Origin of the sequence: Allokutzneria sp. NRRL B-24872 (genome assembly GCF_002155965.1) — a bacterium.
Classification (GTDB): Bacteria; Actinomycetota; Actinomycetes; order Mycobacteriales; family Pseudonocardiaceae; genus Allokutzneria.
This window is the reverse complement of sequence record NZ_MUMH01000094.1, coordinates 1-15,762: the sequence shown is the minus strand read 5'-3', so window position 1 is coordinate 15,762 and position 15,762 is coordinate 1. Positions and strand designations below refer to the sequence as shown.

At 70.1% G+C, this 15,762-nt stretch carries 19 protein-coding genes and 1 tRNA gene; 11 read left to right on the top strand and 9 right to left on the bottom strand.

Annotated features, from left to right (window positions below):
* The first annotated feature begins 4 nt into the window (after positions 1–4).
* The gene (locus tag CCN37_RS23890; protein WP_246843257.1) at positions 5–1,000 is read left to right on the top strand and encodes a threonine/serine dehydratase; all 996 of its coding nucleotides are present in this window, start codon (positions 5–7) and stop codon (positions 998–1,000) included.
* Here the strand turns inward: CCN37_RS23890 and CCN37_RS23885 are convergent.
* Genes CCN37_RS23885 through CCN37_RS23870 form a run of 5 tightly spaced genes read right to left on the bottom strand, consistent with a single transcriptional unit; the run spans position 978 to position 3,336 of the window.
* Entirely contained in the window at positions 978–1,475 is a 498-nt protein-coding gene (locus CCN37_RS23885) for a hypothetical protein (RefSeq protein ID WP_246843255.1), read from the bottom strand. The genes CCN37_RS23890 and CCN37_RS23885 overlap by 23 nt on opposite strands.
* Positions 1,476–1,529: 54 nt before the next feature.
* The gene (locus CCN37_RS42070; protein WP_256388078.1) at positions 1,530–1,661 is read right to left on the bottom strand and encodes a hypothetical protein; all 132 of its coding nucleotides are present in this window, start codon (positions 1,659–1,661) and stop codon (positions 1,530–1,532) included.
* A gap of 1 nt (position 1,662) precedes the next feature.
* Positions 1,663–2,214 (bottom strand): hypothetical protein, encoded by a 552-nt coding sequence (locus tag CCN37_RS23880; RefSeq protein ID WP_086824859.1) that lies wholly within the window; start codon positions 2,212–2,214, stop codon positions 1,663–1,665.
* Positions 2,186–2,683, bottom strand: coding sequence for a hypothetical protein (locus tag CCN37_RS23875; protein ID WP_086824846.1), 498 nt, complete (start codon positions 2,681–2,683; stop codon positions 2,186–2,188). Before CCN37_RS23875 ends, CCN37_RS23880 begins: the two co-directional genes overlap by 29 nt.
* Positions 2,683–3,336, bottom strand: a complete 654-nt coding sequence (locus tag CCN37_RS23870; protein ID WP_246843254.1) for a hypothetical protein — start codon at positions 3,334–3,336, stop codon at positions 2,683–2,685. Before CCN37_RS23870 ends, CCN37_RS23875 begins: the two co-directional genes overlap by 1 nt.
* A 99-nt stretch (positions 3,337–3,435) precedes the next feature.
* Between CCN37_RS23870 and CCN37_RS23865 the strand changes: the two genes are divergently transcribed.
* Entirely contained in the window at positions 3,436–3,921 is a 486-nt protein-coding gene (locus CCN37_RS23865; RefSeq protein ID WP_086824844.1) for a MauE/DoxX family redox-associated membrane protein, read from the top strand.
* Here CCN37_RS23865 and selB read toward each other — a convergent pair.
* From selB to CCN37_RS23850, 3 genes are all read right to left on the bottom strand, one after another.
* Positions 3,869–5,557 (bottom strand): selenocysteine-specific translation elongation factor, encoded by a 1,689-nt coding sequence (gene selB, locus CCN37_RS23860; RefSeq protein WP_086824842.1) that lies wholly within the window; start codon positions 5,555–5,557, stop codon positions 3,869–3,871. The two genes, CCN37_RS23865 and selB, sit on opposite strands and share 53 nt — an antisense overlap.
* Complete coding sequence (gene selA / locus CCN37_RS23855; RefSeq protein WP_246843256.1) at positions 5,557–6,792, bottom strand: L-seryl-tRNA(Sec) selenium transferase; 1,236 nt, start codon at positions 6,790–6,792, stop codon at positions 5,557–5,559. Before selA ends, selB begins: the two co-directional genes overlap by 1 nt.
* Positions 6,793–6,879: 87 nt before the next feature.
* Positions 6,880–6,974: transfer RNA gene (locus CCN37_RS23850), tRNA-Sec, on the bottom strand.
* A 32-nt stretch (positions 6,975–7,006) separates the two neighbouring features.
* On the opposite strand from CCN37_RS23850, the gene selD reads away from it, so the two are divergent.
* From selD to CCN37_RS23815, 7 genes are all read left to right on the top strand, one after another.
* Complete coding sequence (selD, locus tag CCN37_RS23845; protein ID WP_086824855.1) at positions 7,007–7,999, top strand: selenide, water dikinase SelD; 993 nt, start codon at positions 7,007–7,009, stop codon at positions 7,997–7,999.
* 60 nt (positions 8,000–8,059) lie between these two features.
* Positions 8,060–8,992, top strand: a complete 933-nt coding sequence (locus tag CCN37_RS23840) for an ABC transporter ATP-binding protein (RefSeq protein ID WP_086824853.1) — start codon at positions 8,060–8,062, stop codon at positions 8,990–8,992.
* Positions 8,979–9,839 (top strand): hypothetical protein, encoded by an 861-nt coding sequence (locus tag CCN37_RS23835; protein ID WP_086824838.1) that lies wholly within the window; start codon positions 8,979–8,981, stop codon positions 9,837–9,839. The genes CCN37_RS23840 and CCN37_RS23835 overlap by 14 nt, the downstream gene beginning before the upstream one ends.
* Positions 9,836–10,753 carry an ABC transporter ATP-binding protein gene (locus tag CCN37_RS23830; RefSeq protein ID WP_246843253.1) on the top strand — a complete coding sequence of 306 codons (918 nt, stop codon included), beginning with the start codon at positions 9,836–9,838 and terminating at the stop codon, positions 10,751–10,753. The genes CCN37_RS23835 and CCN37_RS23830 overlap by 4 nt, the downstream gene beginning before the upstream one ends.
* 5 nt (positions 10,754–10,758) lie before the next feature.
* Positions 10,759–11,463 carry an ABC transporter permease gene (locus tag CCN37_RS23825; RefSeq protein ID WP_210408175.1) on the top strand — a complete coding sequence of 235 codons (705 nt, stop codon included), beginning with the start codon at positions 10,759–10,761 and terminating at the stop codon, positions 11,461–11,463.
* A 161-nt stretch (positions 11,464–11,624) separates the two neighbouring features.
* A complete protein-coding gene (locus CCN37_RS23820; protein ID WP_086824834.1) occupies positions 11,625–12,029 on the top strand; it encodes an SsgA family sporulation/cell division regulator in 405 nt (134 codons plus the stop codon).
* A gap of 13 nt (positions 12,030–12,042) precedes the next feature.
* On the top strand, positions 12,043–12,990 hold the full coding sequence (locus CCN37_RS23815; protein WP_168200826.1) for a nucleoside hydrolase: 948 nt from the start codon (positions 12,043–12,045) through the stop codon (positions 12,988–12,990).
* Here the strand turns inward: CCN37_RS23815 and CCN37_RS23810 are convergent.
* Positions 12,936–14,240: a S41 family peptidase gene (locus tag CCN37_RS23810; RefSeq protein WP_168200825.1), complete on the bottom strand. Its 1,305-nt coding sequence runs from the start codon at positions 14,238–14,240 to the stop codon at positions 12,936–12,938. The genes CCN37_RS23815 and CCN37_RS23810 overlap by 55 nt on opposite strands.
* Positions 14,241–14,313: 73 nt before the next feature.
* Here CCN37_RS23810 and CCN37_RS39165 point away from each other — a divergent pair, with 73 nt between their 5' ends.
* Both CCN37_RS39165 and CCN37_RS23800 read left to right on the top strand, forming a co-directional pair.
* On the top strand, positions 14,314–14,994 hold the full coding sequence (locus CCN37_RS39165; RefSeq protein WP_168200824.1) for a Crp/Fnr family transcriptional regulator: 681 nt from the start codon (positions 14,314–14,316) through the stop codon (positions 14,992–14,994).
* Between the two features lie 113 nt (positions 14,995–15,107).
* The coding region (locus tag CCN37_RS23800) for an adenylate/guanylate cyclase domain-containing protein (protein WP_143261774.1) at positions 15,108–15,762 on the top strand (655 nt) is incomplete at its 3' end.

The following is a 15,762-nucleotide window of genomic DNA, read 5'->3' as shown; positions in this document are numbered from 1 at the left end:
AGAGGTGTATAAGAGACGGACCCTCAACCCCGTGCCCCACACCCGCCTCAACACCGACCGCATCCGCGCGGCCCGCGAAGCCATCAACCCGGTCTTCCTCAACACCCCGCTCTACCGCTGCGAACCACTCGAACCCCACCTCGGCTGCGCGATCAGCATCAAGCTCGAAACCGCCAACCCGGTCCGCTGCTTCAAAGGCCGTGGTACCGAGATCGTGGCCAGCCAGCAAACCCGAGGCAACGAACTCGTCTGCGCGAGCGCGGGCAATCTCGGCCAGGCCCTGGCGTGGTCCGGCCGCGCGCGCGACCTGAACGTCACGGTCGTGGCCTCGCACAAAGCCCCCAAGGCGAAGCTCGACCGCATCCGCGCGCTGGGCGCCACGTTGGAGGTGCTGGAAGCGGACTTCGACACGGCGCGCGACCGGGCGGTGGAGATCGCGCAGCACAGGGGGATTCGCCTGGTCGAGGACAGCCTGGACATCGAGACGTGCGAGGGCGCGGCGGCGATCGGCCTGGAGTTGGTGGAGGCCGCGCACAAGCTGGACACCGTCCTCATCGCGCTCGGCGGGGGAGCGATGGCGACCGGGATCGGGCACGTGGTGAAGGAACTGGCGCCCCACGTCGAGGTGGTCTGCGTGCAGCCGCAGGGCGCTCCGGCGATGACGCGGTCGTGGCGGGAGAAGCGGGTGATCACCACGGACTCGACCAACACGATCGCGGACGGCGTCGCGGGCAGGCGCCCGATTCCCGAGGTCCTGGAGGACCTGCTCCTGGTCGCGGACGACGCGGTGCTGGTCGAAGAAGAGTCGATCATCAGGGGGATGCGGATGCTCTTCGACCACGCGGGACTGGTCGTCGAGCCCTCGGCGGCGCTCGGCGTGGCGGCGATCCTCGAAGACCGCGAGCGCTTCGCGAACAAGCGCGTGGCGACGATCGTGTGCGGCGGCAACGTCGACATGGACGCCTACCACCAGTGGGTCATGACAGGACGAACAGGCTGAGCACGAACGCCGCGCTCAGCAGCACGGCCAGCAACCGCGCGTGCCGCGACCACACGGCGTCCCAATCCCCGGAGTAGCGGACGTTCGACGTGGTCATGAGCGCGCGCCCGAGGCCGAAGCCCACGCCAGCGCACACCGCGAGAGGCCACGACGCGACGAGCAGGACGACGAGGCCGCCGATGTAGGGCAGCCCGCTGGGCAGGTAGGTGCGCATGGCGGTGCCCATCTCGATGCCGAACTGGAGCGGACCGAGGTGCGGGCCGAGCCGGAACACGCTCTCGGGCACGAGGCGGCGGTTCTCCGGCAGCGCGAAGGAGAGCACGCCGAAGTCGCGCAGCAGCACGGGAACCAGGGCTGCGGCCACGATCGCCCAGCGGGCAGCGTCAGGTAGTGGCGCGCGGATCAGGGACCCGACGACGACCAGCCCAGCGGCCGTCAGCACGCCGCCGACGACGAGACCGGCGCAGAACGCCACGACAGGTGAACCTCGCCGGACCGGCGAGCTCAGCACGGATGCCGAGTTCTTGCTTCAAGTGCTGCCGCTGGTGGCGAAGCCCGCCGCCGCGCCCATGAGCAGCCACATCGACGGCGGCCACCACACCGCGCTGGCGATCACCGCGAGCACGATGCCCACGGCGACCGTCAGCGGGTGCCAGCGCATGTCAGACGATCGCCCGGCAGATGGTCAGGTAGGTCTGCCCGGTGTGCCCGCCGCCCCAGAACGTGGTGAAGCCGTCGGAGCAGCGGTAGACGATCCCGTCCGGCGTGGTCCACTTCCACGCGTTCTTCGTGGTCGTTGTGCCACAAGCGGTCGAGGTCGGCGCGTGGTCGGCTTGGACGCCGTTGTCGTTCCAGGTCCCGTACTTGTGCCAGCCGCCGTCGCAGAAGTTGCTGCCGCGCCAGGTGCCGTTGAAGCACGCGCCGTAGGTGTTCACGTGCGCCCCGCTGGTGTCGCCCTTTTCCTCGTAGCCAACGGGATAGGCGTCCTTGCAGTCGTTGCGGTCCCACCCGTGCATGCCGTACTTGCCGGTCTCCGCGCGAGCCGCGCGCGGCCAGACCAGCGCCGACGCGCCCAAGGTCACCGCGCCGAGCGCCATCGCCTTGAGCACGGTCCGCCGCGCGCCGGTGATCCGCAGCCCGGAGAGCGCCCGCGACGGCGAAGACGAGGCCGGAGCCTGGTCGTGGTCAGGAATCTCGTTGAGCGTCAACGACACCGAGGCTCTCCTTCTTCTCGATCCAGCCGTCGAGCTCCTCGACGCGCACGGGCAACGTCATTCTCCGCACGGCTCCGCCGCCGTCCACGTGCATCAGCAGCGGAGGCGACAGGTGCGAGATCGCCCGCCACGCCTCACGGTCACTGATGATCTCAAGACCGACGCCACCCCACACCGAAGGGGACTCGTGCGTCAGCAACACAGCCTGCGGCGCGCGCGAAGCCAGCTCCTCCACGACGACCCGGCACAGCGGGCAGCCGGAGTCCACGGCAGCGACGATCGGCCGCGAGGTGCCATCGGCGAAAGCCCCACCGAGCACCACATCCGGCTCTGCGGCGGCGAAACCGTCGGGGTTGCGCATCACGATCGCGCGCAGCATCCGGACCTCGCGCATCGTCGCGACGAGCCCGAGGAACAGCACGACGATCGCGGCCCAGGTGATCAGGTAGAACGCCAGTTCGGCAGACATCAGCTCGCATCCCGCCAGGACACGTCGATCCCGTTGAGCCAGTCGAGCCGTTCCTGCTCGGTGGTCGCGGCCGACTCGGTCAGGTGCACCTCCGCCAGGCCCTTCGGGCAGCCGAGGATGAACGCGTGTCCGCGCGCGGCTCCGGGGTAGTTGGCCTTCCACACCTCGCCGTGCGCGGTCGGAGCACCCGCGTGACTCGGCACGAGCACACTCGCCTGGCGCGGCCCGGGGATGGACAGCGAGCCGTAGTCCTTGACCACCACAACGACCTGCTCAGCCATGGTGTCCAGCAGGGTCTCCGAGCGCGGGCGGACGACCATGCCGCCGATCTTGTCGGTGATCTGCAACGAGTTGAACAGCGAGAACACGCGATCGCGCTGCGGAGCCGGACCGGCGAAGACGGTCATCAGCTCGTGGTAGGCGCCGATCAGCGTGGCCACCGAGGACTCGCCGTCGTTGGCCTCGGCGACGAGCACTTCGCGCCCGTGCACGACCAGCCGCTCGCGCGGCGTCGCCGGGGCGACGTGGGTGCAGGCGAAGTCGTGGTAGCCGCGCGGTCCGATCTGGAACCCGGTCCCGTAGGAGCCACCGGCGAAGCGCACGCCCGTGACCACGCTCGACACCGGCGCCGAGCCCGGCAGGGCCACTCTCACCCGACCGCCGCTCGGCGAGATCAGGTCTAACTGCTGTTCAGCCACGTCGCGCTTATCGATCACCGGCTGTGAGCCGTTACCTGCGCTACGTTGCCGCATGTGCTCCCCGCGCTGACCACCGCCGTAGCCGCTGCCGCGGCCGTCCTGCTGCTGTTCGCGGGGGCCGGGCACGCCCGGAACCGGCTCCGCCTGCGCGGCGTCCTGCGCGTCCAGGCGCTGCTGCCGCGCCGCGCGTGGGGGCCGGTGTCCACGGCGCTCGGACCAGTCGAGATCGTCGTCGGTCTCGTGGCGCTCGCGGGCTACGCACAGGCCCAGGCCGTCCTCTACGCGGTGTTCGCGGTCTATCTGACGATCTTGCGCAGCCGCAGGTCGAGCGCGCCGTGCGGCTGCCTGGGTGTGGACGAGCCCGCGACCTGGGTGTCCGTGCTCCGCGCCGTTGTCGCCGCGGTCGCGTCCGCGTTCGCGCCCGTGGACATGGAGCTGACCGTGCGGGCGCTCTGCGCGGCGGGCGGCTTCGTGCTCGCCATGATCGTCATCCTGGCTTCGTTGTCAGCGCGTGACGAGAGCCGTCCAGGCGTTCGGTGACACCTGCGCGGTTGAGGGCTTCGAGCAGCGGCACGACGACCCGGCGCGTGCTGCCGAGCGCCTGGCGCGCCTGGCTCGCGGTGAACGGCTGCTCCAACCGCGCGAGGGCGCGCCGCGCCAGCCCGAGGGCGTCCGGCAGGAGCACGACCCCCTCCGCGATCTTGATCAACCGCCCCGCGCGCACTGCCGCGGCGAGTTCCTTCTGCCCCAGCTTGAGCTCTGCCAGCCGATGCGCGTCCGGCGCGGAGAACGGCTCCGCCCTCAGCTCCCTCGCCAACACCTCCAGTGCGGCTTCGACGCGCGCCGGGAGGGAAACCGCTCTGGAGCGCTGAATCCGCCCGCCGACCACGAACAGCCCCGCCTCGGTCGCCAGGTCACCGACGAGCGCGGCGGGCATGTTCAGCCGTTGGAGCGCGACGGCCACGGGCATTCCAGGATCGAGCGGCGGCCAACCGTCCACTTCGGACCGAAGTCGCTCCACCAGTCGCGCCCAGTGCTCCGGATCAGCCCGCCACTCCGGACCGTCATGCGGTAGCCCCATTGCGCGCAGCCGGTCGCGGTGCACGAACTTCCTTTGCCGCATTTGGAGGTCGAGCGGCGACGCCAGCTCAGCGGCTCGCGCCCGCGCGGCTCCGCGACGAGTCAACGCCGGAGGATCGAGATCGGCGACGGAAGCCCCAACGATCGTCGAGCCCCGCAACAGCACCCGATCGCCGATCCGCAACGGCAACGCGCGCGACAGCGTCAGCCGAGCGGCGTCTGTCCCCAGTGGACGGACGCGCGCCGGAACCGCCGCCGAGCCGATGTGCAGCATCACCTGAGTCGGAAGATCGCGCGCCAGAACATCCACGGTGGAGCTGAGCAACCACCGGTTCGGCGTCAGCAGCGCGTCACCGCGACGAACCGCATCCCGATCAACGCCGCGCAAACTCACCGCGACCCGCGCAACCGCCGTAACCGGATCTTCCTTGCACCCCAACGACTGGAGCCCGCGTACCACCACGGGCGAGCCGTTCAACACAAGCTCATCGCCCACCCGCAGCGTCCCGGCCGCGAGCGTGCCCGTGACCACCGTGCCCGCCCCCGCCACGCTGAACGAGCGATCCACCCACAACCGCACATCGGCCGCGGCATCCGGAACCGGGATCGCCAAACCGCACAAGGCTGACCGCAGCTCGTCCAGCCCAGCCCCCGTGGCCCCGCTGACCACGACGCTCGCGATCCCAGCGAGCGAAGTGGCTGCCAGCCGCGCCTTCGCAGCCGTCAGAGCGGGCTCAGCAGGAGCCAGGTCGGCGCGCGTGATCACCAGAACTCCGTGCTCGATGCCGAGCGCGTCCAAGGCGGCCAGGTGCTCGGTGGACTGCGGCATCCACCCCTCGTCGGCGGCCACGACGAACATCACGGCGGGCACCGGGCCGACACCGGAAAGCATGTTCGGCACGAACTTCTGGTGCCCCGGCACGTCCACGAACGCGATCTCCGAGCCGTCCGCCAGCGTGGTCCACGCGAAGCCGAGGTCAATGGTCAGCCCACGTCGGCGCTCCTCCGCCCAGCGATCCGGCTCCATCCCGGTCAACGCCCTGACCAGGGTGGACTTGCCGTGGTCGACGTGCCCGGCGGTGGCGATGACGCGCATCAGCCCAGAACCGCGCGCAGCAGCAGCTCGTCGTCGGAGGGGAGAACCGTGCGCAGGTCGAGCAGGCAGCGCCCGCGCTCGATCCGGCCCACCACGGGAATCTCGCCCAACCGCAAGGATTCCGCGTACTCCATGGGCAGGCTCACAGCCGCCGACGGCAGCTCAACGCCGGGCGCTCCGCCTCCGCCCACCGCAGCCACGCAGCGCACAGCCTCGGCGCCGGGAATCTGCGCCGCAAGCAGCGAAGCCCGCTCGAAGAGCGAATCGGCAGAAGCCTCAAGTGTTTGGCGCACAGGAGGAATAGGCCCGCGCAAGGTTGCTTCCAGTGCCGCGAGGGTGAGCTTGTCGACCCGCAACGCCCTGGCCGCAGGATGCCCGCGAAGCCGCTCCACCAGGTCGGCGTCGCCGAGCAGCAGTCCCGCCTGCGGGCCGCCGAGGAGCTTGTCCCCGCTCGCCGTCACGATGTCCGCCCCCGCGCGCAAGGCCGTTGCCGCGTCGGGCTCGTCGGGTAGAAGTGGATGCGGCGCAAGCAAACCCGAGCCGATGTCCACGATCACGGGAACGCCGAGGCCAGTCAGGGAAGCAATGTCCACAGTGGACGTGAAGCCGGTGACCTGGAAGTTGGACGGGTGCACCTTCAAGATGAAGCCCGTCGAAGGCCCAACGGCCTCCGCGTAGTCACGCAGGTGGACGCGATTGGTCGTGCCGACCTCGTGCAATCGCGCGCCGGTGGAGCGCAGCAGCTCCGGAATGCGGAAGCCGTCGCCGATCTCCACCAGCTCTCCGCGACTGATGACGATCTCTCGGCCCGCCGCGAAAGCCAAGGCGCACAACAACAAAGCCGCTGCGTTGTTGTTGACGACGTGCACTCCGCCCGCGTCCGGAACCGCCGAGGCCAAAGCCGCGAGCGCACTCCGCCCACGCCGCGCCCGCGTTCCCGTCGCAAGATCGAACTCAACGTCCGTGGTGCCGGAAGCGGCGTCCATCGCGGCGCGCGCGGCAGGGGACAGGGGAGCGCGGCCGAGGTTGGTGTGCACGACGACCCCGGTCGCGTTGATCACGCGCCGAGGCCCGGTCGGCAGCGCCGCCGCGACCTGCGAAGCCACCTCGGACGGCGCGATCTCTCCGGCCCGAGCGCGTTGCTGCGCGGTCACGATCACCGCCTTCACGGTCGCGGCGCCGTGGACGCGCACCGCGTCGGCAAAGGATACGAGGAGGGCGTCCGTGCGCGGGATCTGCCGCCGAGGGTCAGTCCGGCCCTCGGCGTCGGCGGCGAGCTGGCCGCGTCCGCGCTGTCGGTCCTCGCTCACGAAGAACCCCGGTGGCGGAGGTGGACGGGAATCGAACCCGCCAGCGACAGGTACTGCCGCTCAACGGTTTTGAAGACCGCGCCGGTCACCAGACCGGATACACCTCCCTCAGCCACCACCCTGACACGATAACGGGGTGATGACCCCACGCCTCACGCAGTACGCCCACGGCGGCGGATGCGCCTGCAAGATCCCGCCCGGTGAGCTCGAACGCATCGTCGCCGGTCTCGCCGGAGCCACGCCCGAGGACCCCGTCGGCGAACTGCTCGTCGGCCTCGACACCGGCGACGACGCGGCCGTGGTCGGTGTGCGGCCGGACCTCGCGCTCGTCGCCACGGCGGACTTCTTCACCCCGGTCGTCGACGATCCCTACGACTGGGGCCGGATCGCCGCCGCCAACGCGCTCTCCGACGTCTACGCCATGGGCGGCAAGCCGGTCGTCGCGGTGAACCTGCTCGGCTGGCCCCGCGAAGTCCTGCCGATGGAGCTGGCCGCCGAGGTCCTGCGCGGCGGACGCGACGTCGCCGCCACCGCCGGGTGCCACGTCGCGGGCGGGCACAGCGTCGACGACCCCGAGCCCAAGTACGGCATGGCGGTGACCGGAATCGTCGACCCCGCAAGGACTCTGCGCAACGACGCCGGGCGCGCGGGCGTGCCGTTGTCGCTGACCAAGCCGCTGGGCGTCGGCGTGCTCAACACCCGCCACAAGGCCACCGGCGAGGTCTTCCCGCAGGCGGTCGATGCGATGAGCGCGCTCAACCGCGAGGCCTCCGAAGCCGCCGTCGCCGCCGGGATCACCTGCGCCACCGACGTCACCGGCTTCGGCCTGCTCGGCCACCTCTACAAGCTGGTGCGCGCCAGCGGGGTCAGCGCGATCATCGACTCGGCCGCCGTGCCGTACCTGGACGGCGCGCGCGAGGCCCTGCGCGACGGCTTCGTCAGCGGGGGCAGCCGCCGCAACCTGGACTGGGTGCGTCCGCACGTCGATCTGTCCACAGTGGAGGAGTCGGAGGCGCTGTTGCTGACAGACTCTCAGACTTCGGGTGGTCTACTGGTAGCGGGCGAGGTGTCCGGCGGAGTTGTCGTCGGAGAGCTTGTGCCACAAGGGAATCATGCGATCGTGGTGAAGTAGGGCACCCCTAGGGGGCGCGCCGGATGTCGGTGGCGCACCGTCCGTCGTAGTGTGCACGACGTGACACTCATCGAGAGCGAGTCGCTCGAAAAACGGTACGGCGGCGGGACACTCGCCCTCGCCGACCTGACGGTGAGCATCGAGCCCGGCGTTGTCGGGCTGGTCGGTGCGAACGGGGCGGGGAAGAGCACGCTGATCAAGCTGGCTCTGGGGTTGATCGCGCCGACAGCCGGACGGATCAGGGTGCTGGGGCTGGACCCCCTCACCGACGTCGAACAGGTGCGGTCGCAGGTGGGCTACATGCCCGAGCACGACTGCCTGCCTCCGGACATGACGGCGGCCGAGTTCGTGACCCACATGGGCCGCATGTCGGGGCTGCCCGCCGCGACCGCGCGGGAGCGGGCATCGGAGACGCTGCGCCACGTCGGGCTCTACGAGGAGCGCTACCGGGCGATCGGCGGCTACTCCACCGGCATGAAGCAGCGGGTGAAGCTCGCCCAGGCGCTCGTGCACGACCCGGAGCTGCTGCTGCTCGACGAGCCGACCAACGGCCTCGATCCCGAGGGCCGCCAGGCCATGCTCGGCCTGGTGCAGCGCATCGGCACCGAGTTCGGCATCTCCGTGGTGGTCTGCTCGCACCTGCTCGGCGAGATCGAGCGGATCTGCACCTCGCTCGTGGCGATCGAGGGCGGCAGGCTGCTGCGCTCGGACTCGCTGTCGGCGATGACGCAGCAGAGCGGCGTTCTCGCGGTGGAGGTGGACGAGCGCGCCGACGACCTCGTCGCGAGCCTGACCGCCGCCGGGCTCGACGTCCGCGTGCAGGGCAGGGAACTGCTCGTGCGCTTCGACGACGACCGGACCTACGACGTGATCCGGGACGCCGTCGTCGACCTGGACGTCTCGCTGCACCGGCTGGAGCAGCGCCGCCACCAGGTCGCGGACCTCTTCCGCGACCCCGCCCCGGGATCGGAGGTCAGCCATGGCAGGGCCTGAGGGTGTCAACGGTGTCATCCATGACATCGGTTACCAGCGCTACCAGGGCCAACGGCTCGGCAGGCGCTACGCGATGTGGTCGCTGTACGTGCACAGCCTCCGCACCGCCTTCGGCCTCGGCCGCGGCTTCAAGGCGAAGCTGCTGCCGTGGACGCTGACGGCCTCAGCCGGCATCGCCGGGCTGGTCATCATGATCATCACCACCCAGACCGGCATCACGGTCATGGGCTACGTCGACCTGGTCGGCAACCTCACCTACGTCGCGGTCATCCTGCTCGCCGTCGTCGCGCCGGAGCTGGTATCCCGCGACCTCGGCAACAACGTGATGCCGCTGTACCTGGCCCGGCCGCTCAGCAGCGCCGACTACGCGCTGGCGAAGCTGGCCGCGCTGATCTCCTCGGTGGCCCTCGCGCTCGGCCCGGCGATGGTGATCATGTTCGCCGGCAACGCCTTCGCCACGAAGAACGGGATGACCGGCGTCCTCGACCACGCGGGCCAGTTCGGCCAGGGCATGGCGGCGGTGGCGATCCACTCGGTGGTGGTGGCCGCGCTCGCGCTGCCGCTGGCCTCGCTCTCCGGGCGGCGGATCTTCGCCTCCACCCTCGTGCTCGCGCTGTTCCTGATCACCGCGCCGATCGCGGAGGGCCTCGCCGAGCTGAGCCGCACGCCCGAGCTGCCCGCCATGATCTCGCCGACGAACCTGTTGCAGGGCGTGGACAACTGGCTGCTGGAGGGGACCAACCACGCCGTCGGCGTGTGGGGCCCGATGCACGGCGTGGTGACGCTGTTCGTCACCTGCGCCGCTGTGGGCCTGCTGCTGCTGAGGTATCGGAAGGTGTCGGTGTGAGCACGAACATGATCGAGCTGACCTCCGTCTCGCGGTGGTACGGCAACGTGGTCGCCGTCAACGACGTGACGCTGACCATCGGGCCCGGCGTGACGGGTCTGCTCGGCCCCAACGGCGCCGGCAAGACCACCGTGCTGCACATGATGGCCGGGTTCCTCGCGCCCTCGCAGGGAACCGTGCTGGTCAACGGGACGCCGAGCTGGCGCAACCCCGAGGTCTACCGCTCGCTCGGCCTGGTCACCGAGCGCGAGAGCGTGCCCGGCTACCTGACCGCGTGGGAGTTCGTGCACGCCAGCGCGGTGCTGCACAAGCTGCCCGACGCCAAGGCCGCCGCGCGCAGGGCGATCGACCTCGTCGAGATGGGCGATGCGATGGACCGGCGCATCTCCACCTACTCCAAGGGGATGCGGCAGCGGACCAGGGTCGCCGCGGCCCTGGTGCACGAGCCCTCGGTGCTGCTGCTGGACGAGCCGTTCAACGGCATGGACCCCCGCCAGCGCATGCACATGATGGACCTGCTGCACCGGATGGCCGAGGAGGGCAGGACGATCCTGTTCAGCTCGCACATCCTGGAGGAGGTCGAGCGGCTCTCCGGGACCGTGCAGGTGATCGTCTCCGGGCGGCTGGCCGCCTCCGGCGACTACCGGCACATCCGGCGGCTGATGACCAACCGCCCGCACGAGTTCGTCATCTCCTCCTCCGACGACCGCAGGCTGGCCGCCGCGCTGATGGGCCTGCCGTCGGTCTCCGGGGTGGAGCTGGGCACGGCCGGATTGCAGGTGCGCGCCAACGACTTCGGCGGCTTCACCCGCGAGCTGGCGAAGGTGGCCAGGGCGCAGGACATCCGCCTGGCGCAGCTGCTGCCCTCGGACGAGTCCCTGGAACGCGTCTTCTCCTACCTGGTGGCGTCATGAACCTCATGATCATTCGAATCACCCTCAGGGCGCTGCTCGGCAGGCGCAGGGCGCTGTTGCTGCTGCCGATCCCGGTGCTGCTGATCGGCCTCACCGCCTTCGCGGGCTCGACCAACGTCCCGGTGGAGCGCTGGGCGCCGATGCTGCTCAACGGCATGGGCCTCGGCGTGCTGCTGCCGCTGACCGCGCTGATCGTCGGCAGCAGCGCGCTCGGCCTGGAGATCGAGGACGGCACGATCACCCACATCCTCACCAAACCGCTGCCGCGCTGGGAGATCATCCTCTCCAAGCTCGTGGTGGCGTGGCTGGTGACCACGGTGGCGGCCGGGGTGCCGCTCGGCGCCGCCGGGGTGATCGCGGACTCCACCCAGCTCGGCTGGGGGCTGTTCGCCGGGGCCGCGGTCGGGGCGCTGGCGTACTCGGCGCTGTTCCTGGCGCTGAGCGTGGTCAGCAGGCGACCGGTGATCATCGGGATGAGCTACATCCTGATCTGGGAGAACCTGCTCGGCACCTACGTCGAGGGCACCAAGGTGCTCAGCGTGCGCCAGTTCTCCAGCACGATCACCGACACCCTCACCGGCAGCCTGATCCTGAAGAGCTCGCTGTCGGTCACGACCGCGGTGGTGATGGCCGGGGTTTTCGTCATCCTCGCCACCGCGCTCGCCACCCGCCGCCTGCGCTCGTTCTCGCTGGCAGGCGACACGAACTAGCCGGGAGTCATCGGCTGATGACGGAAGGTGGCCCCGCCCGCGACTGTGAGCGGGGCCGCTTTTTGTCACGATCGGGTGTGACGTGGCCCGAACCGCGTCAGAGCTCGGCGGCCTCGGGCGTCTACTCCTCGAAGCCGCCAGGAACGGACGAGGGAGTTGGCATGGAGCACGACGAGATCCGCACCACCACGATGTTCAACCTGCTGCTCGCCCCCGCCGTCACGGTCGAGGTCGAGCTGGCCTACTCCACCCGCGACCCCTACGCCATCCGCATGCTGTTCAACCCGGCGCGCGGCAAGAGCGTCGAGTGGCTGATGGCCCGCGACCTGGTCGCCGACGGCCTGCTCGGCGAGGCCGGGGAGGGCGACGTCCGCCTGTGGCCGATCTCCGGTCCGATGAACCTGGTCGAGATCGAGTTCTCCACGCCCGCCGGTCAGGCCCGTTTCGGTGCCGACGCCGAGGTGCTCGCCGACTTCCTCAACGACAGCTACCTGCTGGTGCCCTCCAGCGAGGAGGAGCTGTGGTTCGACTTCGACGAGGAGCTGGCCCTGCTGGGCGAGGTCTGACGATAATCGCCGGGTGAGCCGCGCGATCTACTTCGACCACGACGGGGCGCTGGACGATCTGCTGTCGCTGGCGCTGTTGACCCGGTACCGGGGAATCGCGTTGAAGGGCGTCACGGTGACGCCGGCGGACTGCCTGATCGGTCCGGCCGTCTCGGCCACCCGCAAGATCCTGGACGTGGCGGGCGCCCACGAGGTGCCCGTCGCGGAGGGCGTGCTCACCGGCCCCAACCCGTTCCCGTTGGAATGGCGGGTCGACGCCCTCCGCGCCGACGCGTTACCCGTGCTCAACCAGCGCGATCCGCGGACCCGCGTGTCCGAGCTGCCCGCGCACGAACAGCTCGCCCAGTGGCTGCTCGCCGCGCCGGAACCCGTGACCCTGCTGATGATCGGGCCGTTGACCAACCTCGCGTGGTGCCTGGACGCGCACCCCGCCGTGGAGTCCAAGATCGCCGAACTCGTGTTCATGGGCGGGGCGATCGATGTGGTGGGCAACGTCGACGAAGCCGGGCACGACGGCAGCGCGGAGTGGAACGTCTTCTGGGACCCGGGCGCTGCGCACCGCGTGTTCGCCTCGGCGATCCCGATCACCCTGTTCCCCTTGGACGCCACTGACCAGGTGCCGATCACGCCCGAGTTCGCGCGGTCCTTCGGCCGCACCTACGGCGCTCCGCTGGGCGACCTCGCCGGGTCCCTGCTCGCGATGACCTTCGGCTGCTTCGAGACCACCGGCTTCGCGTACTGCTGCTGGGACAGCCTCACCACCTCCTACCTCGCCGAGCCCGAGCTGTGCGAGTTCGAGGACGTGCGCTGCGAGGTGCTGACCACCGGCCCGAGCCAAGGTCGCACCGTGCGCTCCGACACGGGCCGATTGGTGAAGTGCGCCAAGAAGGTCGACGTCGAGGGCTTCTACCGCCACTGCCGCGAGACGTTGACCGGGATGCCGGAGTTCTCCACGCAGTGACCGTCGCGGTCGTAGGTGAGCACCGTGCTGACGTTGAGCGTCCAGCCCGGCAGCAACCGCACCGAACGCGGGCGCCCGCTCCCGCCGCCGCTGGGCTCGCCGATCACCGTGACGTGCTCAAGTCCCTGTAGCCCCAACAGGAAGTCCTCGCTCGCGGAGTACGTCATCGCGTCCGTGAGCACCGTGAGCTTCTTGTCCCACCTCACTCCGGTCGACGGGGTGCCGACCATGGGCACGTGCTCGGTCAGCTCGCCGTCGATGCAGTAGCGCACTGAGCCGAGCACGGTTTCCTTGCGCAGGAACCGATTCCGCGTCGCCGTCGCCAGCACCACGTTGCCGCCGACGTTCCCGCGCAGGTCCAGCGTGAGTTCGTTTCCTTTGGCGGTCAGCACCTCGTCCAGCGCCTCGGGGATTCCGGCGTTGGGGACCCACTGCTTGATCCTCAGGTAGCCGTCCTCGCGCCAGGTCACGAGATCGCCGAACGGCAGCCCCGTCGGCTGCTCCGTCCACTCCGCGTGCTTGTCCTGTGGCCCGAAAGCACGCCATTCCCGGCTTTCCGTCGCGGAGAGCAGCCTCCGGCCGATCATGAACGGGAGCATGTGCGGTGACGCGCCCGTGCGCCGCGCGATGTCCCTTTCATCCGGCGCGTCCAGCCGCCAGCCCGCGCGCACTCCGGCTTCCCACGCCGCGCTGCCCTCGGGCACATCCGTGAACGTCGTCCGATTCGCCTTGTAGGGCAAGGGAAGTGCGCGCGGGGATGCGTGCACCGCCGTGTGCGCGTCGCCGAGCCGCGCCACCCATTCCTGGCACACCGCGAAGGGATCTTCCGCCGCGAGGACCTTGGGCGCGTAGTGCTCGCACAGCTGGTCCCAGTCGATTCCGCGCAGCGCCATCGCCGGGTAGCTGAAACGGATCTCTTCCGTGATGCGCTCAACGACCTCGTCGAGGTTCGCCGCGTCCACCGCGTAGGTGTCTTTCCCTGTGCGCAACCACGTGTGCCGCAGGCTGAAGGTCTCCCACATCTCGGCGCCGGTGCGGCCCACCGACTCGATGAGGTCGCCGTCGCGGCGAAGCACCGCCGGGCCCTCGTGCTCGGCGTCCACCCGGCAGAGCCACCGCGCGCCCGCGCCGGGGTCTTTGCGCACCAAGCGAACCGGCTCGCCCAGCTCGTGTTCGAGGGTCGCCAGCGAGTCTGCGAGGAGGACGGCGCGGTCGTCGAACTCCGCGCCCTCGGGCCAGACGAGATCCATGGCGCTCACGTTACGGTTACTGCGGCACGTAGTTGATCGAGTACTCTCCGTGGTGGTTTTCGGGGGAGGCGGCATGGAAGAGGCACACGCTCCCGCGGTGTTCGCGAGACGCCTGAGCGCCAGCACCGCGGCGCACCTGCGCACCCTCGGCGCGGTGCAGTGCTACCGGCGCGGCACTCCCGTCCTGCACGCCGGAGAGCCCGGGGACAGCGTGATCCTGCTGGTGGCGGGGCGGGTCAAGGTCGTCGTGCGCGGGCGCAACGGCTCCGAGGTCGTGCTCGCGCTCGGCCAGCCCGGCGACCTGTACGGGGAGATGGCAGTGCTCGGGGAGCGGCCGAGGATGGCCGACGTGGTCGCCGTCGAGGACGTCGAGGTCCGCCGGATCAGCGCCGAGGCGTTCCGCCGCTTCCTCGCCGACTACGACGACGCGCGCCGGGAAACGCTGATGATGAGCTTCTCCAGGTTGGCATATGCCAATGAGCAGCGGCTCGAACAGACGCAGGGCGACGTCACCTACCGGCTCGCACGGCGGCTGCTCGACCTCGTCGCGGAGAACGGCAGACAGCGCCCTGACGGCGGCTGGCACGTCGACGTCCCGTGGTCCCAACGCGATCTCGCGCAGAGCCTGCCCGCCTCCGAGACCTCCGTGGACCTCGCGCTGCGCAAGCTCCGCGAGCTGAACCTGGTGGACACCAGCTACCGCACCATGGTCATCCTTGATCTGGCCGCACTGCGTGCTTTCACGCAGTCCTGATCACATCACCCGATAGCGCGTCCACAATTCCCCACTTTTCGGGAGTCCGGTTCAGCCGCTGCGGCAAGACTTCCCCCATGCATTGCGTAAGCAGACGCGTGGAGGGAGCGACTGTGGCAGTGGAGGTACCCGCGACGCACGCCGTGCTCGCCGTCGACGTCGTCAGCTCGACCCAGGTCGCCGACGACCAGCTCGACGGCATGAAGACCGATCTCGACGAGCACTTGGACCGGGCGCTGCGCGCCGTCGGCCTCGACCGCGCCGCCGCCGTGCAGCCCAGGCACACCGGCGACGGCGTCCTGCTCGCCTACGCCGAGGACGCCGCGCCCAAGCTCGTCGAGATGCTCTTCCACCTCGACCACCTGCTCCGCTGGCGCAACCGTGAGCACCGCATCCCGCTGCGCGCCCGGATGGCCGTCCACTGTGGACCGATGCGCGAGGAGGGCCACTACCACCGCCCCTACATCGTCGCAAGCAGGCTGCTCGACGCCCCAGCCTTCCGCGCCGCCGTCGCCCAGTGCATGGCCACCGACCCCTGCGGCGACAAGGTCGGCGCCGCGCTCGTGGTCTCCCGGTGGGTGTGGCACAACGTCGTCGAACCGTTCCGCATCATGCAGGTCCCGCCCGCTCGCTGCGCTCCCGTGCCCATCGACAGCTCCACCTACCAGGACCTCGCCTGGATTCACCTGCCCGGCATGGACGCCGACCACGTCCTCGCCCAGGTCCACTTCCAGGCGCAGCTCCAGTCCCGCCCACCGCACCCCGATC

Excerpts from the sequence above, each read along its gene's own strand:
- CCN37_RS23875 (WP_086824846.1), bottom strand. The coding sequence starts at position 2,683 with ATGTCTGCCGAACTGGCGTTCTACCTGATCACCTGGGCCGCGATCGTC.
- CCN37_RS23835 (WP_086824838.1), top strand. The coding sequence starts at position 8,979 with ATGGCAGGGCCTGAGGGTGTCAACGGTGTCATCCATGACATCGGTTAC.
- CCN37_RS23820 (WP_086824834.1), top strand. The coding sequence starts at position 11,625 with ATGGAGCACGACGAGATCCGCACCACCACGATGTTCAACCTGCTGCTC.
- CCN37_RS23825 (WP_210408175.1), top strand. The coding sequence starts at position 10,759 with ATGATCATTCGAATCACCCTCAGGGCGCTGCTCGGCAGGCGCAGGGCG.
- CCN37_RS39165 (WP_168200824.1), top strand. The coding sequence starts at position 14,314 with ATGGAAGAGGCACACGCTCCCGCGGTGTTCGCGAGACGCCTGAGCGCC.
- selB (WP_086824842.1), bottom strand. The coding sequence starts at position 5,557 with ATGCGCGTCATCGCCACCGCCGGGCACGTCGACCACGGCAAGTCCACC.
- selD (WP_086824855.1), top strand. The coding sequence starts at position 7,007 with ATGACCCCACGCCTCACGCAGTACGCCCACGGCGGCGGATGCGCCTGC.
- CCN37_RS42070 (WP_256388078.1), bottom strand. The coding sequence starts at position 1,661 with ATGCGCTGGCACCCGCTGACGGTCGCCGTGGGCATCGTGCTCGCGGTG.
- CCN37_RS23810 (WP_168200825.1), bottom strand. The coding sequence starts at position 14,240 with ATGGATCTCGTCTGGCCCGAGGGCGCGGAGTTCGACGACCGCGCCGTC.